This is a genomic window from Snodgrassella sp. W8132 (assembly GCF_016100865.1).
Lineage (GTDB): Bacteria > Pseudomonadota > Gammaproteobacteria > Burkholderiales > Neisseriaceae > Snodgrassella > Snodgrassella alvi.
The window spans coordinates 1,483,948-1,507,237 of sequence record NZ_JACFRQ010000001.1 but is presented as its reverse complement, the minus strand read 5'-3'; the positions used below and the strand labels follow the sequence as shown (position 1 = coordinate 1,507,237).

General features: G+C 33.9%; 31 protein-coding genes. 27 read left to right on the top strand and 4 right to left on the bottom strand.

All coding sequences use genetic code 11. The features are described 5' to 3' along the window. Positions 1-37: 37 nt before the first annotated feature. The 15 genes from H3U82_RS06765 to H3U82_RS06690 all read left to right on the top strand — a co-directional run bounded on the left by H3U82_RS06765 (position 38) and on the right by H3U82_RS06690 (position 9,589). Positions 38-565: a hypothetical protein gene (locus H3U82_RS06765; protein WP_198209751.1), complete on the top strand. Its 528-nt coding sequence runs from the start codon at positions 38-40 to the stop codon at positions 563-565. A gap of 139 nt (positions 566-704) precedes the next feature. Then, positions 705-1,646 (top strand): SHOCT domain-containing protein, encoded by a 942-nt coding sequence (locus H3U82_RS06760; protein ID WP_198210010.1) that lies wholly within the window; start codon positions 705-707, stop codon positions 1,644-1,646. Between the two features lie 678 nt (positions 1,647-2,324). Beyond that, the gene (locus H3U82_RS06750; protein ID WP_198209747.1) at positions 2,325-3,062 is read left to right on the top strand and encodes a Rha family transcriptional regulator; all 738 of its coding nucleotides are present in this window, start codon (positions 2,325-2,327) and stop codon (positions 3,060-3,062) included. Between the two features lie 109 nt (positions 3,063-3,171). Next, complete coding sequence (locus H3U82_RS06745) at positions 3,172-3,453, top strand: BrnT family toxin (protein ID WP_084548142.1); 282 nt, start codon at positions 3,172-3,174, stop codon at positions 3,451-3,453. Continuing rightward, positions 3,450-3,662, top strand: a complete 213-nt coding sequence (locus tag H3U82_RS06740; RefSeq protein WP_084548143.1) for a CopG family antitoxin — start codon at positions 3,450-3,452, stop codon at positions 3,660-3,662. The genes H3U82_RS06745 and H3U82_RS06740 overlap by 4 nt, the downstream gene beginning before the upstream one ends. 56 nt (positions 3,663-3,718) lie before the next feature. After that, the gene (locus tag H3U82_RS06735; RefSeq protein WP_084551418.1) at positions 3,719-4,345 is read left to right on the top strand and encodes a phage baseplate protein; all 627 of its coding nucleotides are present in this window, start codon (positions 3,719-3,721) and stop codon (positions 4,343-4,345) included. Then, entirely contained in the window at positions 4,342-4,620 is a 279-nt protein-coding gene (locus tag H3U82_RS06730; protein ID WP_198207515.1) for a hypothetical protein, read from the top strand. Before H3U82_RS06735 ends, H3U82_RS06730 begins: the two co-directional genes overlap by 4 nt. Beyond that, the gene (locus H3U82_RS06725) at positions 4,610-5,506 is read left to right on the top strand and encodes a hypothetical protein (RefSeq protein WP_198209745.1); all 897 of its coding nucleotides are present in this window, start codon (positions 4,610-4,612) and stop codon (positions 5,504-5,506) included. Before H3U82_RS06730 ends, H3U82_RS06725 begins: the two co-directional genes overlap by 11 nt. Then, the gene (locus H3U82_RS06720) at positions 5,484-6,194 is read left to right on the top strand and encodes a Gp138 family membrane-puncturing spike protein (RefSeq protein WP_198185956.1); all 711 of its coding nucleotides are present in this window, start codon (positions 5,484-5,486) and stop codon (positions 6,192-6,194) included. The genes H3U82_RS06725 and H3U82_RS06720 overlap by 23 nt, the downstream gene beginning before the upstream one ends. Continuing rightward, positions 6,191-6,544 carry a hypothetical protein gene (locus H3U82_RS06715; RefSeq protein ID WP_174829849.1) on the top strand — a complete coding sequence of 118 codons (354 nt, stop codon included), beginning with the start codon at positions 6,191-6,193 and terminating at the stop codon, positions 6,542-6,544. Before H3U82_RS06720 ends, H3U82_RS06715 begins: the two co-directional genes overlap by 4 nt. After that, positions 6,541-7,737: a baseplate J/gp47 family protein gene (locus H3U82_RS06710; protein ID WP_198209743.1), complete on the top strand. Its 1,197-nt coding sequence runs from the start codon at positions 6,541-6,543 to the stop codon at positions 7,735-7,737. Before H3U82_RS06715 ends, H3U82_RS06710 begins: the two co-directional genes overlap by 4 nt. Continuing rightward, positions 7,734-8,366 (top strand): DUF2612 domain-containing protein, encoded by a 633-nt coding sequence (locus tag H3U82_RS06705; protein ID WP_198209741.1) that lies wholly within the window; start codon positions 7,734-7,736, stop codon positions 8,364-8,366. Before H3U82_RS06710 ends, H3U82_RS06705 begins: the two co-directional genes overlap by 4 nt. Continuing rightward, positions 8,363-8,821: a hypothetical protein gene (locus tag H3U82_RS06700; RefSeq protein WP_198209739.1), complete on the top strand. Its 459-nt coding sequence runs from the start codon at positions 8,363-8,365 to the stop codon at positions 8,819-8,821. Before H3U82_RS06705 ends, H3U82_RS06700 begins: the two co-directional genes overlap by 4 nt. 8 nt (positions 8,822-8,829) lie before the next feature. Next, positions 8,830-8,976: a hypothetical protein gene (locus tag H3U82_RS06695; protein ID WP_078474645.1), complete on the top strand. Its 147-nt coding sequence runs from the start codon at positions 8,830-8,832 to the stop codon at positions 8,974-8,976. Positions 8,977-9,166: 190 nt separating this feature from the next. Next, positions 9,167-9,589: a M15 family metallopeptidase gene (locus tag H3U82_RS06690; protein WP_078474644.1), complete on the top strand. Its 423-nt coding sequence runs from the start codon at positions 9,167-9,169 to the stop codon at positions 9,587-9,589. Between the two features lie 127 nt (positions 9,590-9,716). On the opposite strand, the gene H3U82_RS06685 is transcribed toward H3U82_RS06690, so the two are convergent. The 4 genes from H3U82_RS06685 to H3U82_RS06670 all read right to left on the bottom strand — a co-directional run bounded on the left by H3U82_RS06685 (position 9,717) and on the right by H3U82_RS06670 (position 12,178). After that, entirely contained in the window at positions 9,717-10,415 is a 699-nt protein-coding gene (locus tag H3U82_RS06685; protein ID WP_100125170.1) for a S24 family peptidase, read from the bottom strand. 264 nt (positions 10,416-10,679) lie between these two features. Continuing rightward, a complete protein-coding gene (locus H3U82_RS06680; RefSeq protein WP_143557979.1) occupies positions 10,680-10,967 on the bottom strand; it encodes a S24 family peptidase in 288 nt (95 codons plus the stop codon). Between the two features lie 236 nt (positions 10,968-11,203). Further along, on the bottom strand, positions 11,204-11,359 hold the full coding sequence (locus H3U82_RS06675; RefSeq protein ID WP_171991484.1) for a hypothetical protein: 156 nt from the start codon (positions 11,357-11,359) through the stop codon (positions 11,204-11,206). A gap of 99 nt (positions 11,360-11,458) precedes the next feature. Continuing rightward, positions 11,459-12,178 (bottom strand): helix-turn-helix transcriptional regulator, encoded by a 720-nt coding sequence (locus tag H3U82_RS06670; protein WP_078474640.1) that lies wholly within the window; start codon positions 12,176-12,178, stop codon positions 11,459-11,461. A 476-nt stretch (positions 12,179-12,654) separates the two neighbouring features. Here H3U82_RS06670 and H3U82_RS06665 point away from each other — a divergent pair, with 476 nt between their 5' ends. From H3U82_RS06665 to H3U82_RS06610, 12 genes are all read left to right on the top strand, one after another. Next, entirely contained in the window at positions 12,655-13,254 is a 600-nt protein-coding gene (locus tag H3U82_RS06665) for a hypothetical protein (protein WP_198209737.1), read from the top strand. 246 nt (positions 13,255-13,500) lie between these two features. After that, positions 13,501-13,827, top strand: a complete 327-nt coding sequence (locus H3U82_RS06660; protein ID WP_198209735.1) for a hypothetical protein — start codon at positions 13,501-13,503, stop codon at positions 13,825-13,827. Positions 13,828-14,560: 733 nt separating this feature from the next. Beyond that, complete coding sequence (locus H3U82_RS06655; protein ID WP_078474637.1) at positions 14,561-14,920, top strand: DUF4279 domain-containing protein; 360 nt, start codon at positions 14,561-14,563, stop codon at positions 14,918-14,920. A gap of 291 nt (positions 14,921-15,211) precedes the next feature. Continuing rightward, on the top strand, positions 15,212-15,835 hold the full coding sequence (locus H3U82_RS06650; protein WP_084561245.1) for a hypothetical protein: 624 nt from the start codon (positions 15,212-15,214) through the stop codon (positions 15,833-15,835). A 472-nt stretch (positions 15,836-16,307) separates the two neighbouring features. Then, positions 16,308-16,709, top strand: coding sequence for a hypothetical protein (locus tag H3U82_RS06645; protein ID WP_025330093.1), 402 nt, complete (start codon positions 16,308-16,310; stop codon positions 16,707-16,709). A gap of 519 nt (positions 16,710-17,228) precedes the next feature. After that, the gene (locus tag H3U82_RS06640) at positions 17,229-17,513 is read left to right on the top strand and encodes a YrhB domain-containing protein (RefSeq protein ID WP_078474635.1); all 285 of its coding nucleotides are present in this window, start codon (positions 17,229-17,231) and stop codon (positions 17,511-17,513) included. Positions 17,514-17,883: 370 nt separating this feature from the next. Next, positions 17,884-18,489 carry a hypothetical protein gene (locus tag H3U82_RS06635; RefSeq protein ID WP_078474634.1) on the top strand — a complete coding sequence of 202 codons (606 nt, stop codon included), beginning with the start codon at positions 17,884-17,886 and terminating at the stop codon, positions 18,487-18,489. Between the two features lie 720 nt (positions 18,490-19,209). Then, positions 19,210-19,587, top strand: a complete 378-nt coding sequence (locus H3U82_RS06630; protein WP_037391701.1) for a hypothetical protein — start codon at positions 19,210-19,212, stop codon at positions 19,585-19,587. A gap of 47 nt (positions 19,588-19,634) precedes the next feature. After that, on the top strand, positions 19,635-19,946 hold the full coding sequence (locus H3U82_RS06625; protein WP_198209733.1) for a hypothetical protein: 312 nt from the start codon (positions 19,635-19,637) through the stop codon (positions 19,944-19,946). 420 nt (positions 19,947-20,366) lie between these two features. After that, entirely contained in the window at positions 20,367-21,305 is a 939-nt protein-coding gene (locus tag H3U82_RS06620; RefSeq protein WP_198209731.1) for a HEAT repeat domain-containing protein, read from the top strand. Between the two features lie 107 nt (positions 21,306-21,412). Then, positions 21,413-22,291 carry a hypothetical protein gene (locus H3U82_RS06615; protein ID WP_084584888.1) on the top strand — a complete coding sequence of 293 codons (879 nt, stop codon included), beginning with the start codon at positions 21,413-21,415 and terminating at the stop codon, positions 22,289-22,291. Positions 22,292-22,776: 485 nt separating this feature from the next. Next, a complete protein-coding gene (locus H3U82_RS06610; RefSeq protein WP_198209729.1) occupies positions 22,777-23,067 on the top strand; it encodes a hypothetical protein in 291 nt (96 codons plus the stop codon). Positions 23,068-23,290 lie beyond the last annotated feature (223 nt).

The following is a 23,290-nucleotide window of genomic DNA, read 5'->3' as shown; positions in this document are numbered from 1 at the left end:
AAATAAATATTTTGAAATTTTTATCAGAAAGAAAAAAATGAAAAAAATACTTTTTGTCTTATTAGGTTTATTTATTGGTGCATGTGCAAATGCGGAAAGTCCTCAAGTACAGTACATAAAAGGGATGTATGAATTAAACGCATCTCTAGCAAAAGGAAGCATAACAGAAGATAACGATCTAAATATTTATAACGATGTTGATCAATCTTTCTTTTTGGATTATCTAGATAGTAATATCAAAAAAATCTACGCAAGAAATGATGAATACCAAGAGGCAACTGGAGATATGGCTTGTATAGACCATAATGTTTTATGGCAGGGGCAGGATTTAAATCCGTTTGCTAAACTAACATTTACTGAACCAAGCGCAGACAGGGTTAAAGTAACAATAGGCGCTACATGGGACTTAGAAGAGCGTTCTGTTACTTATCAGGTTAAATGTCAAAAAGACGGGGATTGCAAAATTACAGAAATCTTTGAATATGGTAAGCCTTTCACTAAAGTAACCTCAAAATGTCTTGATGATTTTTATCGTAATGAAATCAAAAAGCATCGAAATAAATAAACTATATGTTTAACCAGCTTGGAATTAGAGGAACATGAAGAAATTTGTTTTATCCGGTACAGCATATTTGAAGTTTTGTTCATCTTGATTTGTTTGTAGTAGCTAAGATAAAAACTTTGATACTGCATAAGGATTTTTTATGTCTAAACCATCATTAACAAATGAACTTACACGCTTGTATGAATTACTGGAAAAAGGGGCAATAACTCAGGAAGAGTATGAAGAACACAAAGCTTTATTACTAAACCAAGCCCGTAATACATCTTCCCATAATGGGTATGGTGATCCAGTTCAAACAAAGCCAACTGAGACAAAGCCGCAGATTATCATTAATCAAAGTGCATCTGCGGCTGCATCATCTAGCGCGACTGCTGTAGCTAAAAATGGTGGCTGTTTAAAAAGTATCTTGGCAACGATTGGTTTCTTGGTTGTAATTAGTGTAATTCTGAAAGCATGCTATGGCGAAGAAAAGACAGCAGCAAGTACGCCCGCAATAGAGCCAGCAGCTCAAACTGTTACCAATACAGATAGTCAAGAGGATACTCAGGAAAATATACAAGCATCATTACAAAGTGCAAAACAGGAGAATGCAGCAGCAAATGACGAGATAAACACCTTATGGACAAATATGGACGTTGATGTGCGCAACCATTTAAAGCCTCAACAGCTTGCATGGAATCAACAAAAGAAAAAGCAGTGCCAGTCAAACCAATATCCTACGCCGGAGCAGAATCAAATTGAGTATTTAAACTGTGAGACTGAATTGACGCGTAGCCGTATTTCAGAACTTCAAGCACAGCAGGATCAAGTTTATGTCAACGTAAAAGAAGCAAAGCTACAGAAATTAAAGCAAGAAGCAGATGATTCATTAAAAACACTAGAAACAACATGGGATGCTATACCAGAATCAATTAGAGATCAGTTAAGCTCAAACCTTAAAAGTTGGACTAAGAGTGCGGATAATGAATGCAATTCAGAAAAGCCGGCTGATACGGAGGTACAGACAGAAATTAACCGGTTCAACTGTAGAATAAAGCTGATAAAAGCCAAAACCAAAGAGCTTGAGGGATATAAACTTTAATCTTGATTCTGTTACGCAATCAACCACTCTTCGGAGTGGTTTTTTATGGCAAAAAAATGCCCGCAAAGATTCGTACTCTTTGTGGGCTTTGTTATTCAAAGAGTGCTTGAACAACATGGCTAATGATAAACGATTTACATTTAAGTTTCTAGGAGTACATATGGAAGCTATTAATTTCACACCCAAAGAATTGCGCAAAACCATGTGGACGGCTGCGTTAATTATTCTGATGATTATAATTGCGTGGAGATTACCTGAGATTATCAGTGCTATCAGATAATCGAATGGTTGAAAACAAAGGCATCATAGCTATTTCCTGAAATCGGGGCGTGATGGTAAGTCTTTGATTTTCTCAATAAGCTCAAATTTGCGCTCAATAGAGCCACCCACTAAAGAATGATTTTTATTGACAAACTAAATTAAGGTTGGCAATATTGAATCCGAGGTTTAGAACCCTCTGCATAAGCGGTAATCACCCCGTTAGCGTGATTTTTTTGTGTCCATGATTCTATCAATGTCTACTAATCCAATTGACATATGATTCCTTTATGGCCGAGAGGGCGAAGAATACAAGACCTGTTTTACAGGGAATAATTCCAGTCTTCTTATGCGGACGTTCTAACCTCTTGGCCACCTAATTTTAGGCGGATTTAGAACAAATAGCATAAGGAATCTATCATGAATGCAGTAGCTATCGACTTTGAGCAATTCGTTCAAATTAACCATTCCGAACCAGTAACAACCAGTGAATTTGTAGCCAAAGCTTTCGGTAAAGAGCATAAGAATATTTTGCGCAAAATTGAAGAAATTTTCACGCAAGTGCCTGATTCTTTCATTAAACTTAATTTTAAGTTTAATGAGAAGCTCGTAAAAGTTGGCTTTGGTGAACGTCGCGACAAATTCTACGAACTAACAAAAGATGGTTTTATATTATTGGTAATGGGTTTTACCGGTAAGAATGCTATGTCAATCAAAATAGCTTACATCAATGCATTTAATGCTATCGCGGAAAAGCTCAGAAAGATTCAGGCTAAACAATATATAGCCACCAGCAACCAGAACAGTAAACCGGGCAGCCGCTATCCAACATTGAATAAACGGCAGCAATATTTGATTAGACAGGCTGTACTAGATAACGTTGCCGAAACCGCTAATACATTTCATTCCGTGTATAAAAAACTCTATACTAGATTTAATGTATATAGATATCAGGATATTTTAGCCAAAGATTTTGATGAGGCGATTGAACTTTTAGGCGGTGTCGTTAATCCAATCGATAACCTGCCTGTATTACCTAACATTAATCAAAATGGACGCTGGTTATTAGTTGTCAGGAATAATCAGATAGCCGAGGTTAAGAGTTTAAAAGGCTATATATGTTTGAATACAGGTGCGATTAATAAGCTAATTATTTGATTGTGTAACAGATTCAAAGCCGGCACATATGTGCTGGTTTTTATAAAGAGTATTGCTAAGTACTATTGAAGTAAATATAATATATTTACAAATAGCAAACGGAGAGAAAGTGATTGATGGATTTGAATGGAATAATGAAAAAGCTAAGCTCAATCTAAAAAAACATGGTATTTCTTTTGAAGAAGCTGTTACCGTGTTTTGGGATGAATACGGCTTAATCATTTCCGACCCTGAACACTCAGAAAGTGAAGACCGCTTTGTATTATTAGGAATGAGCGAAAACCAACGTGTTCTTGTAGTGGTTCATTGTGAACGTGGTGATAGTATTCGCATTATTTCTGCACGAGCTGCTACTAAACACGAGCGCAAACAGTATGAGGAATATTTATGAAAAAAGAATACGATTTTAGTAATGCTAAGCCAAATCCTTATGCTAGCCAATTAAAGAAGACAATTACGATTCGAATAGATGAAGAATGTATCAGCTATTTTAAAGCGCTGGCGGAAGAAACAGGATTACCTTATCAATCGTTGATTAACTTATTCTTAAAGGATTGTGCTGTTAATAAGCGCAAGCCAGATATTCAGTGGAATAAATAGTAGTTATTTTAAAGTTATACAAGCTGCCATAAGGCAGCTTTTTTATTGGAGGTTGTATGCTACCAATTGAAGGTATTCCTAACATACCAAACTTTAAAGGCTTGAATGTTGCCGGTACTAATGCCCTGATCAGTCTGGGCGGGGCGGCATTGATAAATGCCGTATTCGGTAATTACTGGGGTGTATTTAACGAGTATGGAATACCCATTCTGCTGGCTGATAACGTTACCTCTCTCAAATACAGTAATTCAGCCAAAATAGCACAGGCACCGGTTGAAAAAGGCTCATTCGCCTGTTACAACAAAGTCGCTAATCCGTATAAAGCCACCGTACAGCTAACTAAAGGCTCAGGAGGCACTTTAATGCGCGGCGTGTTTCTCGGACAGATTGAAACACTGGCGGCCAGTACATTGCTGTTTTACATCATTACGCCTGAATATGTTTATACCAACGCCTGTATTGTAGGTTACGACACTGCGCGCGAAGCGTCAGACGGTGCACAACTGATTAAAGTAAATCTCCATCTAGAAGAAGTGCGCGAAGTGGTAGTGAAATACGATACCGAAGAGGTAAAAAATCCTGATGATGCAAAAGAAAGCGATGGTGGAGAAAAACAGCCCGAAAAACCCGGGGAATCTTTGTTATCTCAGGCTGTAAACGCTATTAAAGGGTGGTTTAAATGACAACAGTAACCATACCGCTGGATGCTAATCCTAATCAGAATATATCTTTTGTGATTAACGGCAGTCGCTGGCATATCCGATTGTTTACGCGGCTCGGGCAGCTTTTTGCCAGCGTAGAAAACGACAAAGAAGGCGTACAGGTACAAAACCGCGTCTGTCTCAACGGAACGCCGATAACCAGAAATCTTGTATTCATAGATACACATGGCAGCGATAACCCGGCTTACACCGGCCTGAATGGCCGGTTTGTTTTGGTATATACCGATGAAACGTAAACAGATAAAAGTAACCGTTACCCTGCGGGACAAGGACAAACAGGGTGAGCAGATTGTTTTTACCGGCAACTATAACCAGATCAGTGCAACCGGCTTTCGTGTGATGTGCAACATCATGTTCGGTTACGGCTCAGTAATGCCGGTAGCGCAAATACGAATCTACGGGCTGGCATTAGAGAAAATGGCCAAACTGTTCCGTGTGCACTGGAATACGCTTGATGCACTGATGAACAGGGTAAAAGTTGAAGTCGGAGAAGAGAGTGATCAGCTGATTACTGAATTTGAGGGCAATATTACTTTTGCGACAATGGATTTTTCTGTGGCTCCCGATGTCTGTCTGGTTATTGAATCTCAGGCGGCCATTCTGGAGTACAAAAAACCGCAGCCGCCATATGAAAAAGAAGGTGAGGTGGATATTGCCGATGCAATCAAGGATATCTGCGACAGTATGGGTTATCAGCTTGAGAATAACGGCGTATCTGCAATCACCAAAAATCTGACCTTAAACGGCTCTAATCTGGATAAGCTTAAAACGCTTGAACATGATTTTGAGTTTGATATGTACATTGAGAATAACCTGATTGCGGTTACACCGAAAGGCGGCTCACGCAACATCAAAATTCCGGTCATTACGCCCGCCTCAGGATTGATCAGCTATCCGGTACCCGATATACGCGGCGTAACTTTTAAATGCCTGTACGACCCGTTATTGCGTTTCGGCGGTATCTGCAAGATACAGGATAGCCAGGTTGAAGTATGTAACGGCGAATGGCGCATATACGGCATGCATAAAAGCCTTGAATCCAATCAGCCGGACGGGAACTGGTTTTGTGATATAGCCGCAACATGGAGAGACAGCAAAGATGCAGCAATCAGCAGAATATGAAAATCTGGACAACCTGAATATCAATCATTCACTAGGCGGAGCAGCAGAATTTAACGCGGTTATTTCCAACCTGATATCGCGGGTTCAGACCGTAACCCTTGTCAAAGTGCTGGCGGTTTCAGGTACCGGTGTCAGTCCGGTGGGTGAAGTAAACGTACAGCCGCTGGTGCAGATGCTTGACGGTGCAGGTAATGTCTACTCACCAGGCAGAATATTCAGCGTTCCGTATTTCCGCTTACAGGGCGGCAGCAATGCGGTTATCTGCGATCCGGTCGCAGGCGATATCGGCTTATGTGCTTTTGCCTCACGCGACATATCCGCAGTTAAGCGCAATAAAGCCGAATCCGCACCCGGCAGCCGCCGCCAGCATGACTGGAATGACGGGCTGTATATCGGCGGATTTTTAAACGGTACACCGCAGCAGTACATTAGTTTTTCAGACAGCGGCATAGTGATTCACTCACCGACCAGTATCACGCTGGAGGCACCATCAATCAACATGCAAGCTTCAGCGGTAACTACTACGACAGGCAGCTATGCGGTCAATGCTTTACAGACCGCACAGTTTACCGGTGGCGGCGGTATCAGTGCCGATGGAGATATTAAAGCCGGTTCAGTCAGTCTGCAAAATCACACTCACAAAGGTGTAACTACTGGCAACGGCAATACAGGGAAGCCCAATTCATGAAAACATTATTTTTAATGCCTGATACATGGGATCTGGTGCTTGATGCTAATGGCAATATTGCTGTCGCTGAAAGTACCTATCAGCAAGCACAGGACATTGCCAGCGCCTGCCGTACCATAAAAGAAGATATGTATTTTAACCAGCAGGAGGGAATACCGTATTTAACGCGCATTCTTGGCAATGGTCGCTATCCACTGGCTTTATATCGCAAACATCTTCATGATGCCGCGCTGAGCGTCCCCGGAGTCGTCACAGCTCAGGCAGAGTTAATGCTTGACGGTGACCGGATTATCCACGGACAGATTAAATTTACCAACAGCAATCATAAAACGGGAGTAATTGGTTTATGAGCATTCCGCAATTACAGGTTACTGATAAGGGGATTATTGCACCGTCTACAGATGAGGTAATTAGTGGCTTATGGGAGCTGTTCAGAAATGCTTTCGGACAGGACTTGAATACAGCCATGAATACACCGCAAGGGCAGTTAGTAACTTCTCTGGCCGCCATTATTACCGATGAGCGCAATCAGATGATAACCCTGTTAAATCAGTTCGACCCGCGTTATGCGCAGGGTATCTGGCAGGACGGGCTGGGTTATATTTATTTTATGACCCGCAAACAGGCTACGCATTCCAGTGTAATGCTGGTGCTAAATGGGTTGGTCGGGGTAACTATTCCTGCCGGTACAGTATTTAACGACGATAACGGCAATAAATGGCAGTTAACTAACGAAGCAACCATTGCCCAGGATGGTAAAGTGAGCGCGCATGCGCAGTGCGTATCTGCCGGCAATATCAATGCCTCACCCGATACGATTACCGGTATCCCTAAAGCAATTACCGGCTTAGATCGGGTAACCAACCCATATGCTGCCGTTGCCGGGGTCGAAGAAGAAAGTCGTCTGGATTTTGAAAAACGCCGGCGGGCTTCAGTAGCGATTAACAGTAAAAATACCAATGCCTCAACTTACGGCGCGGTGGCTGATTTAGCCGATGTTAAAGATGTGTATGTTATCGACAACCCGACAGATGAGACTATACAGGTTGGTACCACGAATTATCCGGTTATCCGTAACAGTATTCTGGTTTCCGTAGTGGGCGGAGATGATGAAACCATTGCCCGTACCATTTTAAACAAAGCCGGCTCGGGCTGTTCTTTTAATGGCAATACAGAATGCGTGATAGCGGATACGGAAAATTTCCCCGTCAGACCGCCGACATACACTGTAAAGTTTTTACGACCGGCTTTTGTGCCGGTTTTTTTTCAGGTTATGGTTGATGATCCTGATTTGCTGTCATATCAGGATAGCGAGACTGTAAAAGCGGCCATTATTACCGGTTTTACAACCGGAGCCGCAAAGGCGGCAATCGGGCAGCCGGTTATTGCTTCTAAATTTGTCTGTCCGGTTGCTGCTGCTATTCCTCATTTAAGTATTGTGTCGCTGCGGGTGAGTAAGGACGGTGAAAAATGGGCAGACATGCTCGAAATCGGCGTGGATGAATACCCGACAGCCTCAATTTATCAGATTAAAATATCATGAAAAATATTCAAGACACTTTAATGTCACAGTATGCAAACAGTCCGGTTATCTGCAATCTGATTGAAAGCATGAATGAATGCATAGACCCTGCCAGATCAATTGATGATTTTTACCGGCTGGCTTTCAATGTGAAAACTGCACAGAGTTTCGGGCTGGATATCTGGGGGCGGATTGTGGGCGTGAATCGCAATATCAGTATTCCGCCTGATGATATCGATACTTTTGGGTTTAAAACCACTCCGCAAACTTTTACACCGTTTAATAACCGGCCGTTTAGTGCTTCTGGAGCGCGGTTTGCTGCTTATAAATTATCGGATGAGCGTTTCCGCCTGCTTATTATGATTAAGGCAGCAGCTAATATTCTTCATGCAACGGCGCCAAATATTAATAAATACCTGCGCATGATATTTCCAGAAAAGCGCGTGTATTTTTTAATTACCGGCCACATGAAAGGGCGGTATTTTTTTGAATTCATACCCAATAAATTTGAAAGGCATATTATCTATAACCTGCAATTATTACCGCGCCCGTCCGGCGTTTTAATTGATTATCGTGAATCCCCGCCCGCGGGGATTTTTGGTTTTTCCGGAACAGGTTTTCAACCATTTAACCAAGGAAGTTTCGCATGAGTAAAAATCCAGTATTAATCCCGCAGGCATTTGCGGCTAACGGCAGTAAAAACAATATTCAGAACACCCGGCAGCCCGGACAAGATCCGGAGGATGCAACATGGAGCGACGGTTTTCCGAACGTAACCATGCAGCCGATAGAATCGGGCGGCCTACCTCCAAAGGGTATGGACTTTAACGGCATTCTTAACGCCTTATCCGCCACTATTGTACATATGCAGAAAGGCAATCTGTTCTATTTTGATAAAGCCTATTGCGATGCTTTTGGCGGATATCAGAAAGGTGCGATATTGCTGGCTGATGATGGTACGAAGGTATTTATCTCAGTTGCAGATAAGAACACCAATAACCCTAATCAGAATCCCCAGTACTGGGAGGTTATTGCCGGCATAGGGCTTAACGCTGTTACAGCCTCTTTAGTCAAGCAAAACGCAATCCGTATTCAGGACAGCTAAAGAAAGCAATCACTATTCGGATTGATGAAGATAGTATTACCTATTTCAAAAATATGGCTGATGAAACCGGATTACCGTATCAGGTTTTAATGAATATGTATTTAAAAGATTGTGCCGAGAATAAGCGCAAGCTTGATATTAAATGGACTAAGTGAATTTTTGGGAATTGAATAAGCTGCCAGTAGGCAGCTTTTTTTATGGCAAAAAAATACCCTCAACACGGAGGAGTAATTGAGGGCTTTAAACGTATTAAAGGGGAAATAAATTTAATAATACATTAATAAATGTAAATAGTCAATACACAGCAGCCGTTATGACTGCTTTTTTATTTATGAAAGGTTAGATATGTACAAACTAGGCAGTCGTTCTCTAAACAATTTACGTGACGTTGATGTCAATCTGGTTAAGGTCGTTAAGCGAGCTATTGAAATCACTAAGCAGGATTTTGCCGTCATTGAAGGGAAAAGAAGTAAGGAACAGTTTTCCATCAATTACGGTAAAGGACATACAGCTAATGAATGCGTGAAAAAGGGAGTTGATCCGAAATACGCGCGGCCGAACGAGAAAAAAGTGACTTGGGTAAGTAAGCCGCTGGCGAGTAAGCACGCAACAGGGCTCGCAGTGGATATTTATCCATTTCCAATCAATATGAAAGATAACGACCCGAAGAAATTCGCAGCAATTAACGAGGCTATGCAACAGGCTGCTAAAGAACTGAGCGTCAAAATCAACTGGGGCGGCAATATTTATCAAGGTATTGCCATTTAATATGTGCGAACTTTGATGTTCTCCACACTATAAATGACTAGGTTTTCGGCTATTTAGATAAAATAAAATAGCAATTTATGTAATAAAATCTTTTTTCTTTGCTTGCAATTTAAAACATAAATTTATGTTATAACAAAACTGACCACCAAAATATTTTTCCAATAACAGTAATTGCCCCCGAATCAACCTCTTCCTCAGGATATGAGTTAAAGTTATAACTTTGTATCAGAATTTTGTTGCCAGGCCGTCTTTTTAGGATTTTGATACATAATAAACCACCATGATTAATTGCGTATAATTTACCATCTTTGATCTGAGTATGACTGGTATTGATTCCAACAATTGCTCCATCTGGAATAGCTGGTTCCATACTATCATTATCAGCCACAATACATACTAAACATTTTAGATCAATACCTTTTTGATTTAACATCGTTCGTGAAAAGCGCATTTTCATATTATTAAAATTTTGTATATCTGATACAAATCCGTTACCTGCGCTTAAAATATTATCCGTATAAAAAGGAATTTCAACCTCATCATTCCCCAATGGGCATGATTCGTCATATATATATCTGGGTGCTCCTAGATGAAAGGCATTTGATTGATTAATTTTGATTTTATTGTCTTCTTCTTTAGCTAACCAACCTGATGGTAGATTTAAAGTTCGTTCTATATGTAAAGCCAAAGCGTCGCCAACAGTCCTGCGATTAGTTATCCATTGATTAACTTGAGCTGGAGATCTTTTAATTGCCTTTGCAAATTTTACTTGGCTTCCGTTGAATGAATTATTTATTAAATACAATATTTTATCTCGTCTATCCATTTTTAAATCCTAATATTAGAATTGTGAATTATAGTTAATCGTAAAATCTATTGTTTACCTAGAAATTGATCAGATGCGTAACATTTAGAATTAATTAGTTTTTTTGCCAAGTTTATTATGGTTGCTTGGAATGTATACTATAGAGATTTAAATGTCCTTCAAACAAAAAACACCGGTAAACAGCTGTCGGTATTTACATGCAAAAATACTGCGTTAAAACGGCTGAAATCATTTAAATATTGAAAAATAAAATGTTAATTTAAATTATATATCAAAAAAATCTAAAGGTAATGCTTTCCAAAATTTAATGTGAATTATTAATCGATCTAATTCATCTGGTGTAATATCAAAATCTGTATATGAATAAAGTTTATTATCAGATATTATTTTAATTAGCTCCGATTTCCCTCTTGCAAGTCTTTTAATATAGGTATAACCATCAAATGTTATAAGATAAACTCCGTTATCTTGAAATTTATCTATATCAGTTTTAATGAGTGTTATGGAGCGTTTGGGTATAGTAAGTTCCATTAAATCCCCGTCAGGAGGCATAAGCTGGACACCTTGTAAATTTGTTGTATCCAATAGCTTTATAATCGAATCGTTAGGAATCTCAACTGTCCTAATAAGTACTGGAAATTCTGGAATTATGGTTCCTTGACCGCAAAAAACACTCCTATCATATAATTTCAAGATTATAGAATTGCTATTTACTGTTTCCAATGTGCTTGATTTTTGAGCTAATGAGTCAGTGTCATTTGTCTTATATTTTGGACCTGTTCCATCAGCTAGCCATTGAGCTGAAAATCGTGTCTTCTTTGTTGTTCTACCAAAAGTTTTTTACCAAGCCCTGTATCACCATTAAACCATTGATTAACCAATCCTTTGCTAACCTTAGCAAGATTGGCTAGTTCGATTTGTTTGCTGAGACTACACTCAGCCATTAATTCTATTAAACGATCTCTTAGTGTACTTGGCATTTTATTTGTAATAAATATCCATGGAAAGTTTTATTATAATTTATTCTTAAATAGATCTACGCATTAAGTTAAAACAGACCACCAAAACACCCTACCAATTATATGTATTTCTTCCCGATTGACTTCTTCGTCCTTATATTCTGAAGAATTAAAACTTTGGATCAATAATTTGTTTCCTGGGCGTCTTTTTAAAATATTTATTCGCAGTAATCCATTATGATTTATTGCATATATTTTGCCATCTCGAATATCTTTATCATCTGTATTGATCCCGATAGTACTGCTATCTGGAATAACAGGATACATACTATTGCCATTTGCTGTAACGGACACAACGGATTCTGGATTAATGCCGTGCTTTGCAAAAATAGAACGTGCAAAACAAAGTTTATATATATTGTAATCTTTGATGTATTCTGCAAAATCATTACTTGCCGAAAAACTAATTTCCTTATAAAACGGTACTTCCACTTCAACGTCACCTGAAGGTTTAGAATAGCCCCAGATTTCTAGAGCGCCGAGATATACAGAATTTGATTTTGTATTTTTTTGGTGTTCTTGATCCATCCATCCCTTAGGTTTATTCATGGCTTCTTCTAATTTTGAAGCCATGTTTGATCCGATATTTTTTGCTTTGCCATTTTGGACAGGTGTGCGATTAATGATTTGATATAAGTAACTAGACTGTTTATATCCTGCTCTTTTAGCTAGTTGCGTTACACCCCCAGCTTCTTTGACTAATAGGTTTAAATTTTCAAGTCTAATTTTAGATGTAATTTTCATAATTTATCCTAAATAATTTTCAAAACACAATTCTAGTTGTGACTTTTTATTTTCACTAGTTTTTTATTAAAATTTTATCAATATATTCAAAAGATAAAAGAATCGCTTTTATAGCGGTTTAATTATCAGGAGTTGTCGTGTTTTATTTGCTTTAATAACTAAAAAAGCCCCGGTTAACCGGGGCTTTATAATTAAAAGTAAATCAGTTAACAATATCATTTTTTTTAATATGTCTTGTTAAGAAACGATATAGAATTGGATTAATACAGCATTATAACGATAAGGAATGATCGCAAAAAGGATTTACTCAAGTGATTTAGCAAATTGATTGATTAAAGATTGATATTGCTATAGAAAAGATTCAATTGATCGATTTCTTCAGATTAAGAAAGAAATGATATAATTCTGAAAAAAAGAAGCTAATAGTATGAAAATCGTAATAGTTGTAGATTGACATTTCCTAAGGATAAATTCAGATGATTATTGAAGATTTAAATATAAACTGGAAAGCAGATGGCTTATCAACATATGATTGGCCTGCAATGGATAAAAATGGAAAAATTGCAATAATGGTGAATGAATCTTGGGGGGATTTACCTAAAGCACTATTATCCAATGATAATGCAAAATCATTATTAAATCCTTTTTTTGAACATATCTATGAAGGTCTGGATGAATATAGTCAGTATTCATACAACAAACATGGACAAACAATATTGGATTTATATACAAACAATTATACAAATTTAAAAAAGAGGAAAGATGTTGAAAAGTCAGTAGCAAAGTTATCTAAGCAGAAGGTACTTTTAGATGAGGGACTATCTGCGAAAAAGGGTGTGTTTGTATATTATGGATTTCTTGATTATGAGGAAAATTATTTTTTAGTTGATTATATAGGAAAAATTAAAACTGGGGATTATTATAGATCTTACCTTCCAACAATCTATGCTTCAATCGAAGATTTACCGAAAGAGTTGTGGCCGGTAATCGTCGTATCTGATACGGTGGATTTTACAAAAGATAGAATATTCGATAATGATAAAATTAGTGAGTATTTTCCCAAAATGTTTAGCTAAAATATAGTTTAATTAAAGCTCAGCTTATACTGGGTTTTAATAGTTAAAAATCTGAAAAAATTATTAGTATTTAAAGGAACTGAAAACTTTTAGGAAGTAAAATATTATCGTAAAAAAAACATGAGCTAAGGTAGTCAGTAAAAACATTAATTCTTTAAATATTTATAGACTACTAAAAAATGGTAGCTGGACAAGGCAAGAATACCCATTAAGTATGTCTGGACGATTCCCAAAGAGGAAAAGATAATGGATAAAAGAGAAATTTATATAGAGATGCTTTATTGGGCATTACCTTATATTAGAAATCTTCAAACTCATAGTATGCTTAGAAAAGCTATGGATAAATCCTGCTATTTAGAAGCTCAACTGGTACATAATTTGCCATTAAAACTTTTGAATTCAGATTTTAATGAATCTGATGTGCATTTTTTAAATTATCAGGCTAAATATTATTTTGAAAATTGTAATAATAGAATATCACCAAACTATAATATACATATTGAATGTATTAAAAAATTATTTAAATTAGTTCCCGATGAATTAAAAGAAATACTTGAATGGAGTGGTCCTTAATTCTTAAAAAAAATTAAGCATTTAATAAAGCTAATATAAATTCCCTGTTCTTAAACAGGGAATTTTTTTTCCATGAGTGATATACAAAAATTTATTTAAATTCCAGTTTTGCTAAAAAAATTATTTAGCTAGGCTTTTTTCTTTCAGAGCAAAGCAATATTTTTTAGATATATATTACTCATAATTTTATAAATCTATCTTCTAAAATTATGATGTCTACACGAAATAAGATAAACAGATTCAGCTAATCACAAAAATGGTTATATAAACCAATATGACTAAACATACGAAATTTTCTCCTTATAGAGACTTGGATATAAATTTTATTACTGTGCCTATTTTAGTATTTTGAATTGCAAATAAGAAGCTATGTAGTAGAAATAAGCTAAAGCATATTACTGGTATATGGAAAAAATAAAATTTAGATAAAAGAAATATAACTACTTTTGATGTGCCAAAGCTTATTGATAATAGTCGGAATAGAAAATGTTGAAATAAATAATGCTTATTGCCGAAAAGCAATATCTGAATCACTTGAACCAGTTTAAAATAAAAGTTAGGGAAAATCTAAAAATGCAAAAGATAATTATTTAAATAAAAGGATTATGTACATAAATTCGTAGTTAGAAAGAAATAGTTGAAATAGTAAATAAATATACATAAATTATGAATATTCAGGCATGGTGGAACTGAAAATGGTATTCTAAATGGGTATTAATGATAGGATTATAAAATGTTACAAACTGAAGTGACTATAGAATTTATCATATGCGGCCCCAACTTTAATCCAGATAGTGTAAAATTACTAGGAATTTCGCCTACAAAATATACTATCAGGGGAAGTATGAAAAATTGCAAATATAGCCCAGCTATAGAAACCACCTGGTGTTTACAGCATTGTATAAATTCACTAAATGATCTGGATCATCAAGTACGTCAGATAATTGATAGGATTGAAAACAAATTAAATATATTATTAAAATTTAAAGAAGAGAATGATATAGATTTTGTATTCACAATTTATGGCCATGTATATAAGAATGAACAGCGATCAGATATATATTTGAAAAAATACGTTAGATTTCATATCTGATTTAGGTAGTAAATTAACGATAGATATCGAATTTTGGTAAATAGATATACTAATATTTTTCTATAAACTATAATAGAAAGTGAATTAATAATCAAAAAATCCTGGTTTTCAAGCCGGGATTTTTTAAAGTGATTAACTAAAGCAAATGAGTATTCTGATTTATAAAAGAGGGAAATTAATAGGATTGGGCACATTTATAATAACATTAAAAGTAAAATATTTTAATATAAATTGACATTCAAAATTTAGTATCAAATTAATCTAATAAAAACTGAAAATCAATGCGATAATATGAACATATTAGGAAGTATGTATGAAATATACAAAACGTTGGAGATAGTAAAAATGAAAAACTTATTCGAATTTAAAGGAAGGTTGCACGGGGGTACTCATCAACCATTAAATCACCCATCAACAGAGATCTATTTTAAAAAAGAATTTCAAAGCGTGTACGGTGAAGATGTGGATCTTAATCTACCTACATTACATAATCAATCTACATTAGCAGAGATCTTTAAGGGATTTTTTTACCGAATTACAAGAAGAAAAATTCAATCTGATAAAGGAGTTTATATTGATAATACTACATTAGCAGACATTAATGATACTTTAAATTTATTTGTATCTGCGACCGGCTCCCTTTATTTGGAACAATATAAGCAGAAAGGTATTGAATCTTATCAATTAACACTTTACTCACAGAATCAGAAATATATGGTGATGTTTGCATATTCAAATGTAGGAGAAGATGATGAAATCAGAACTTTTTATGATCCGACACGTCCCGATAACATGGTAAATATGCTTGGTAATTTTTGGAATAATAGAATGGTAGTCGAGGATTTTAGTCTGGTTAAAAGAGCTTTTACTGAATTTTATTTAACAGGTGATATTGATCGTGAAATAGTTTCTTAATGATTAAAAAATCGATTAATTGAGTTTTTTAGTTGAAAAATTAACTAAAAAATTAGTATTGAATATTACTAATATAATATCCTCAAATTTCCTCAAAATATATTCAGATACTCCGTTATCAAGAGTCATTAGATTTTAAGGTAAATAAAACAGAGTTAATTAAAACCTAAACCTGAAAAATAGCTGAATCTATATTTAAATCATCAGATAATTAATAATTTGAATATGTAAGTAACCTAGAAATTGAAATACGTGATGCGAACAGTCAGAATTAAAAACCGGATTATCTATTTGTTCTGAATTCATGGAGCAAAACCAGTATCAAACCCATCAGTAAAGTGGGTAAAAATTGAAAAAAAAATTGCCGGAAATGATTTAAAAAAATTCTAAAATTAAGTTAATTGAAATGGTAAAATAATAAATTAGTGATATTTAATAAACATTTTTCATAGAAAATACAGGATTAAAAGATATGCAACAAATTGATGATTTTGGGTTGGGAACAATAGAGTTTGTAAACTATGGTTGTGATTTATTATTACAATTAACAAGTGTCTACCATGAAGGCGCAGAAATGGGAAAAGTTATATGTAAGGATGTTAAGTTTATTTCTTTTTCGAATTTTGATTTAGAAAAGGATGAGGGATTTGGGTGTCGTTATATTCCATCAATGTTTATTAAAAAATTAGACAATATTTGGTTAGAAGAGCCTTATAAAACAGGACGTTCTGTAATTTATACTGATATTGCTGAAGAAAAAATAGCCGCTTATGAAATTAATTTGGAGACTGGGGATTTTGAAGGAAGAATTATTTGTTTAGAAATCATATTGGATATTAAAGATAAATATAAAAATATACTTATTGAAGTGTAAGCTTTAACTTTTATGGACTAAAATTTTTTGGTTTTAAATCATGACTTAATAGTTAATCTAAACATAATTACTCAATCAATAATTTAAAATATACGTTATTGTTATTCAATAGCACGTCAAAAAATGGATGTTATAATAATCCAATTTGATCCACTTAGTTTGACTCTGCAAAGGTTTGCTGTTTAAGCTTTGTGTTAGTGTGTCGATAAAAGCACTTATTATATCGGTATAACTTTAAATGGCAATATTGACTTGAATTAATACTGCATTATGTAGAAAAGGTTTATCAGCAAAGAGTATGTATTGCGGTTGATTTTGTAAGTCAATTGATTAAAGATTGATTTTCCTATAGAAAAGATTTATTTTATCGATTTCTTCAGATTAAGAAAGGGATAAAATGGTTCTGAAGAAAAAAGGTTAGTGGTATAAAAACTGTAATAATTGCTGAGTGAGATATCTTAAGGATAATTTGAGGTAGTTATTGAAGATTTATATATAAACTGAAAAGAGAACTAAATAATGATTAAGTTTACCGAAGCTTTAAAATTGGCAAGAAACCATATATCTAAAATGAATATTTCTTGTGAAATTGTTCATATAGAAAGATTTTCTGAAGGCTGGTATTTTTGTTATCAATCTAGAAACTATTTAGATACAGGCAATTTTTCTGATATATTAGCAGGTAATGCTCCTATTATAGTTGATAAAGATACTGGAGTAGTCATAAATACAGTATCTGCTTATCCTATAGAACAATATATAGAAAAATATATAAATGAGAAAAAATCAAAATCTAAAAAATAAATTCACTAAAATCCTATCTGAAAAATTGACTGAAGTTGTTTAGGAGTTATTTAAAAACCGATATGATAATGACTGTTATTATATATCAGTGAAATTGTAAACAACTGCATATAAATATTGAGTTAGATGGGAAGGATAATCACCATATTCAGAATATCAGATATAGTTATTATTGTGTGCACTAGTTGATCTTGTTAATTTGGTTCTGACTTCCAAATTTGTAGAATACTAAAAATAAGGTAAAAAATCGTTAATTAGAATCTGATAAGGTAGATATAGTCTGGAAAATATTAAAATACAGATACCATAAAGTTGAAAAAAATAATAAAATAAGCTAATTTAGGTAAACTACTAAATATTATTTCATCCTATGATAGAAAAAGAAAATATATTATATAGAGGCTTATGTCTTGCTAAAAATGATTATTTTGCTGCAAAAATTTCCTATACTCGTGTATTTGGAATAAATATTGATTTAAGCATAGTTATTTATAGAAAAGATACGTGGGAATCTTATGAATCTTTTTACTTTAAGGGCTTAGCTTCTGGTGCTGATCAAAAAGAATGGTTTAAAAAAGCTGAAAAAATGGTGATGCAGTTAGATAAGCCTGAAGACTGGAAAAGACCACATCGTTATTGTTTAGCACTTTATGCTAAACAGGTATTAGAAGATGATTTTTTTAGAGAAAATTTATATTTCGACAAAGAAATAAATAGTAAATATATATACAATTATACTATGACTTCGCGTTTAAAGGAAACTGTGTTAATCAAAAAATTAAACCTGTTATCGGAAGAAGAAAAAAAACAGTTATTTATACTGCGCGAATGGGAAAAAAATATATGGGCTTATGAGGATATACATTATGCATTGTTTGGTCGCGAGTATCTTTACAATAATCTGCATGATAAGGAAAAATTTTCAGATTATTATGAAAAATACAATACAGAATTTCAAATCTTCCTTTCAGACTAAAAGCAGTTTATAAAAAGTATTATATATTGATATTGATGAAGGTAATCGAAAGTGTAGTATGTTAGGAAATTGCAATATAACAACCTTTATAAATCAGATTTTCCATCAGGGAAGTAAAAATAAAACCATCTGATTTATCCTGCAAAAGACTCGTTTATCTAAAAATACCTTTTAAAACACCTTAGCTGTAGCTACAACATTAGTAATGATCTGAATAGGATTAGCAATGATTCTGTAATGAACAGGTATGCTCTATAAGCTAAGTGATGAGTATAGACAGAAGGATGTTATCAACATCCGATAATCGAAATTTAAATGCTATATCATCAAAGCTAAACAGTAACAAAATACAAAGCTGGAAAATTATGAAACATGTTGTATTTGAAAACAGTAAACTGAATGCCATAATTGAAATACCAGAAATCTGTAGTTTCAGAGACAATAAAATGATATAAACTTAATTATTGTAAATGACTGCTGAAATTAAAATGGACAAACAGAGCGATATAGGTTGATCTAATATGATTACCAAAGTGTATAAATACCCAAGGCTAAGTGTGTGTGAATCTCTCAGGATAAGAAATCCAAATGCCAAAATGTTTAATATATAAGAGATTTTATAGCTATAAAATACATTCTGTTATAGGCAGAATACCAGAAATAATGAGATTGGGAAAAATAATATTACATTAATCAATACAACCATAATGGTGTAGATATATGTGGAAAAATATAAGTAACAAAGAATGCTTTAAACAATACGATGTAGAAAAAGTAGTTGCAGAGTTTATGATTTCAATGCCTATATTACCAAATGGGAAATTGAAAATTAGAATTATTGACTTTGCGGAACAGTTTGATAAATCATTAAAAAGATATTTGGGTAGTACTAATATACTGATTATTAAAAAATATCTTGATCTTGATAATGGAGAAATTTGGAATGGATTGCCAATAGGATCAGTTGAAGACGGGGAAACTATTGAAGAAGCATTGGAAAATACTATTCGAGGTTTTTTCGAGAGAATGAAAGAGTGCAATCTGGAAAGCTTGACTGATGAAGATATAGAATATGATGACTACTGTATAAATATGTAATATTCAAATGAAATAAATTATTATTTTATAAAGATAGGAAATATTGTATGTGGCGCCAAATAAATTTTAAAAATGTAAAAATAGAAAAACTGGTCGGTGAATTTGGTTTTTGGGTGGCTATCGGTTATCCTTTCAATATGATGACGATTAGGATATATGAAAATGCAGAAGGTGAATTCAGGGGGTGCACAAGTCTGGCTTTTAAATTTACAGACACAGGTAAATTTGAAAACAATTTAGGTAACGGAAACAGCCTAGAGGAAGCACTCAATAATGTAATAACGAAATTTGACTCGCTTGTAAAAGAAGTAGGTCCTGACAATCTTGAATGTAAACCTGTAGATTGGCATATTTTCTAATAGGAATTAAGAAAAAAATCTCTGTGAAAACAGAGATTTTTTTTGCTGGTAATTTGCTGTAAAAAATTTATACTAAGTCAGAGAGGAAATTAACCGGGATATTTACCATTGGCATTTTAGGGGTTTATTGATACATAAATTTTATAAAAAAATGAGGAAAAGATTTAAAATAACTCGTGATATTTATATAACATCTATTAAACTGTCTTAGAACAAGTTTTTGATATCGAGATGGAAAAACCGATAAAAGACCATTTGACGGAATTGTAAGGTGATAGAATTTCAGATTGGAAAATGTATCAGTAATGTTAATCAACCCAGGTATAATTATGAATTATCGGCTAAATTTTATGAAAAATACAGAAAATTAGAAATTTAAGAGTCACAAAAAAATATAGATGAAAAAACAGGAGTAATGTAATGGTGATATCAGATTCTGAAATGGAAACAACAGCCAAAAAGAAACAAAATGCTGAGGCTATGAAAAGCAATAGAATATCGAAATATGATAAAAATCAAGAAGATTTTGAATTTCAGTATTGGGAGCAATGTCGTCATTTGTCTGAAAAAGAATTAGTTGCTTTACTTAGCCATGATAATTTCAACTTAAGTTTAGAGGCTGCAAAAGCATTACTGTTAATAGGAGGAAGTAAAGTTATTAAACTTGCTCAAGCAGATAGTTATAATAATAGCTATAAACGCAGAGTGCTGGCTGCTTTTATTTTAGGACAAATCAGGCTAAACACTAAAGAAGAAAAAAATTCTTTGAAAATACTATATGATTTAACTTTAAATGATCAGTCTGCTATCGTGCGTTCTTACGCGGTATTATCTTTTGGCCAACGATGTAAGGGTATTAAAAATAAAAACTTAGATTCTTTATTAGCCCTTGCTGAAAAGACCATTCTGGATAAATCTTTCAAGGTGAGAGCGAATACTGCCATTGCTTTATCCATGTTTGATTACGAAGTATCAATTCCATTACTGATTAAGCTTTTAAAAGATACTCACAGTGAGGTAAAAAACTGGGCGGCATTTGCAGTGAATGTAAATGGCTATGATACACCGGAAATCCGAAATTGTTTTGTCTTATTATTGAAAGAAAATAATTTTGATGTTCGATATGAGGCAATAACTGGTTTAGCAAAGAGGCTTAATAAAAGTGTTGCTCAGCTTATAATTCAAGAATTAAGTGAAGATAAGATAGATGATAGAATGATAGAACTAATAAGCTACTTAAGAGATGATTCGTTATTACCTGTGCTTTATCAGATAAAAGATAAATTTGGCTTATCCAAAAAATTAAATATGTGTATTGAAAATTTAGAAAAATTAAAAGTCAAAACAAAATTTATATAATAGAAATTCTGCGCAGCTTGAAGAGCAATAGCGGAGAGTAAATTCTCTGAAAAATGCAGGTAGTAGAAAATTGAGAACTGATAATGACATAAAAAAGTGGAGGTATGATGATGGTAAGATCAGCATATGATAAAAAAAAGGATGATATTCACTTTGAGTATTGGCAACGATGCAGGTATTTACCTGAAGATAAATTAATAGCTTTGCTTGATCATGATAATTTTAAATTAAGCTTAGAAGCTGCAGCATCATTGCAGTTAAGGGGTGGAAGTAAAATTATCCGGCTTGCTCAAATGGATAGTTTTAGTAATCGTTATAAACGCAGAGCCCTGGCTGCTTTTATTTTAGGACAAATCAAGTTAAACACTAAAGAAGAAAAAATATCTTTGAAAATATTGTATGATTTAGCTTTAAATGATCAATCTGCTATCGTACGCTCTTATGCGGTATCATCTTTTGGTCATCGCTGTTTTGGTCATCGCTGCGAAAAAGCTAAAAAGAAATATGCAGACACTTTATTATCCCTTGCTCAAAGTACCGTACTGGATAAATCTGTCATGGTGAGAGTAAGTACAGCTTTTGCTTTATCCGTATTTAAAAATAGAGCATCAATACCATTGCTGATTAAACTTTTAAAAGATACTCATAGTGAAGTAAAAAATTGGGCGGCATTCGCGGTGAATGTAAATAACTATGACACACCGGAGATTCGTAATTGCTTTGTATTATTATTAGATGAAAAAAACTTTGAAGCTCGTTTTGAAGCAATAATTGGTTTAGCAAAGAGGCAAGATAAGCGTGTTACTCAGATACTAATTCATGAATTAAGTCAGGAAAGAATATATGATGAAATGGTTGAGGTTACAGCATATCTGGGAGATGTTTCTTTATTACCAACTCTTTATCAAGTAAAAGATAAATTTGGTACATTCAAAGAATTAAACACTTCAATTAAAGTGTTGGAACATTTAAAGTCAAAACTATAGATTTTTGAAATTAGATAAGATAGGTTAATGCTCAATATAATAACAATAAATTAATAAAATATGTAATAAAAATATAAGGTAAATCAATAGAAATGTATTTAGAAGTAGCGAACCGGAAGCAAATAGTTTGATCCTCTGGATACTGATTTTCCGGATATGTATTACTAATATGGTATCTGGCTCTATCAACTACTTTTAATTGTAACTATGCTTGATAAGCAAGGGGAATCAGATAAACTTAGTAGATAAACATAGGTAGTGAGGTCTGAATGAAAAAATATTAAGTAACTAATAATTGATATGTTTAGTAATTTGTAATTATAATAGCTGCAAATTAATCAGGTTAATGTTTATTTCAATAAATTTTAATATAATATGGTAATTTTTTTTATTATTCTCTTTATTTTTTCTATATTGGTTTCTATTTATATAGATAAAAGTCATAAAAAAAATATTTAGAGAATTTAAAAAATACTAGAAAATATTTGGACGATGAAGAAATTTTGAATTTATATCATGACAGTGAATTCTCTGAAACCAGTATTTTGGAACTATGGCATGAAGTTGCCAATAATTTTGACGTTCCCTCAGGTTATTTGAGACCAGAAGATGAGCTGGCGAATATGGGTATAATAAATTTTACAGAAGATCACCCTAAGCTAGAAGATATAACAGATATTGCAATAGAAAGAATGAAAGCGTTGAATAAACCAATTAATTTACAGGATATTTCAACACTTGATGATTATATAAGAGCATTAGCTGTTAAAAAGTAGATAAATTATTCAATTTAAATATTAGGTAATCTTATTATACTTCTAAATAGAAAATGTCGGATAGAAATCAGCAGAAATTATTTTTTATAAGATTAATGAAATAATTTTGACTTATAATTTCAGGCATTATTAAATGCCAATTTATAAATTAAAAAAACGTTGAAGATTCTAAAAAAATATGATAATAATGTATGGGTAAATAAAATTACGCATTAATTTTACA

What these genes read in the sequence shown, in the direction of transcription:
- H3U82_RS06645 (WP_025330093.1), top strand. Translation starts at nt 16,308, where the DNA reads ATGCAACAAATTGATGATTTTGGGTTGGGAACAATAGAGTTTGTAAAC.
- H3U82_RS06715 (WP_174829849.1), top strand. Translation starts at nt 6,191, where the DNA reads ATGAAAACATTATTTTTAATGCCTGATACATGGGATCTGGTGCTTGAT.
- H3U82_RS06730 (WP_198207515.1), top strand. Translation starts at nt 4,342, where the DNA reads ATGACAACAGTAACCATACCGCTGGATGCTAATCCTAATCAGAATATA.
- H3U82_RS06705 (WP_198209741.1), top strand. Translation starts at nt 7,734, where the DNA reads ATGAAAAATATTCAAGACACTTTAATGTCACAGTATGCAAACAGTCCG.
- H3U82_RS06720 (WP_198185956.1), top strand. Translation starts at nt 5,484, where the DNA reads ATGCAGCAATCAGCAGAATATGAAAATCTGGACAACCTGAATATCAAT.
- H3U82_RS06735 (WP_084551418.1), top strand. Translation starts at nt 3,719, where the DNA reads ATGCTACCAATTGAAGGTATTCCTAACATACCAAACTTTAAAGGCTTG.
- H3U82_RS06665 (WP_198209737.1), top strand. Translation starts at nt 12,655, where the DNA reads ATGATTATTGAAGATTTAAATATAAACTGGAAAGCAGATGGCTTATCA.
- H3U82_RS06765 (WP_198209751.1), top strand. Translation starts at nt 38, where the DNA reads ATGAAAAAAATACTTTTTGTCTTATTAGGTTTATTTATTGGTGCATGT.
- H3U82_RS06650 (WP_084561245.1), top strand. Translation starts at nt 15,212, where the DNA reads ATGAACATATTAGGAAGTATGTATGAAATATACAAAACGTTGGAGATA.
- H3U82_RS06635 (WP_078474634.1), top strand. Translation starts at nt 17,884, where the DNA reads ATGATAGAAAAAGAAAATATATTATATAGAGGCTTATGTCTTGCTAAA.
- H3U82_RS06710 (WP_198209743.1), top strand. Translation starts at nt 6,541, where the DNA reads ATGAGCATTCCGCAATTACAGGTTACTGATAAGGGGATTATTGCACCG.
- H3U82_RS06700 (WP_198209739.1), top strand. Translation starts at nt 8,363, where the DNA reads ATGAGTAAAAATCCAGTATTAATCCCGCAGGCATTTGCGGCTAACGGC.
- H3U82_RS06740 (WP_084548143.1), top strand. Translation starts at nt 3,450, where the DNA reads ATGAAAAAAGAATACGATTTTAGTAATGCTAAGCCAAATCCTTATGCT.
- H3U82_RS06625 (WP_198209733.1), top strand. Translation starts at nt 19,635, where the DNA reads ATGTGGCGCCAAATAAATTTTAAAAATGTAAAAATAGAAAAACTGGTC.
- H3U82_RS06640 (WP_078474635.1), top strand. Translation starts at nt 17,229, where the DNA reads ATGATTAAGTTTACCGAAGCTTTAAAATTGGCAAGAAACCATATATCT.
- H3U82_RS06680 (WP_143557979.1), bottom strand. Translation starts at nt 10,967, where the DNA reads ATGCCTCCTGACGGGGATTTAATGGAACTTACTATACCCAAACGCTCC.
- H3U82_RS06675 (WP_171991484.1), bottom strand. Translation starts at nt 11,359, where the DNA reads ATGGCTGAGTGTAGTCTCAGCAAACAAATCGAACTAGCCAATCTTGCT.
- H3U82_RS06685 (WP_100125170.1), bottom strand. Translation starts at nt 10,415, where the DNA reads ATGGATAGACGAGATAAAATATTGTATTTAATAAATAATTCATTCAAC.
- H3U82_RS06725 (WP_198209745.1), top strand. Translation starts at nt 4,610, where the DNA reads ATGAAACGTAAACAGATAAAAGTAACCGTTACCCTGCGGGACAAGGAC.
- H3U82_RS06760 (WP_198210010.1), top strand. Translation starts at nt 705, where the DNA reads ATGTCTAAACCATCATTAACAAATGAACTTACACGCTTGTATGAATTA.
- H3U82_RS06630 (WP_037391701.1), top strand. Translation starts at nt 19,210, where the DNA reads ATGTGGAAAAATATAAGTAACAAAGAATGCTTTAAACAATACGATGTA.
- H3U82_RS06690 (WP_078474644.1), top strand. Translation starts at nt 9,167, where the DNA reads ATGTACAAACTAGGCAGTCGTTCTCTAAACAATTTACGTGACGTTGAT.
- H3U82_RS06620 (WP_198209731.1), top strand. Translation starts at nt 20,367, where the DNA reads ATGGTGATATCAGATTCTGAAATGGAAACAACAGCCAAAAAGAAACAA.
- H3U82_RS06660 (WP_198209735.1), top strand. Translation starts at nt 13,501, where the DNA reads ATGGATAAAAGAGAAATTTATATAGAGATGCTTTATTGGGCATTACCT.
- H3U82_RS06655 (WP_078474637.1), top strand. Translation starts at nt 14,561, where the DNA reads ATGTTACAAACTGAAGTGACTATAGAATTTATCATATGCGGCCCCAAC.
- H3U82_RS06750 (WP_198209747.1), top strand. Translation starts at nt 2,325, where the DNA reads ATGAATGCAGTAGCTATCGACTTTGAGCAATTCGTTCAAATTAACCAT.
- H3U82_RS06615 (WP_084584888.1), top strand. Translation starts at nt 21,413, where the DNA reads ATGATGGTAAGATCAGCATATGATAAAAAAAAGGATGATATTCACTTT.
- H3U82_RS06670 (WP_078474640.1), bottom strand. Translation starts at nt 12,178, where the DNA reads ATGAAAATTACATCTAAAATTAGACTTGAAAATTTAAACCTATTAGTC.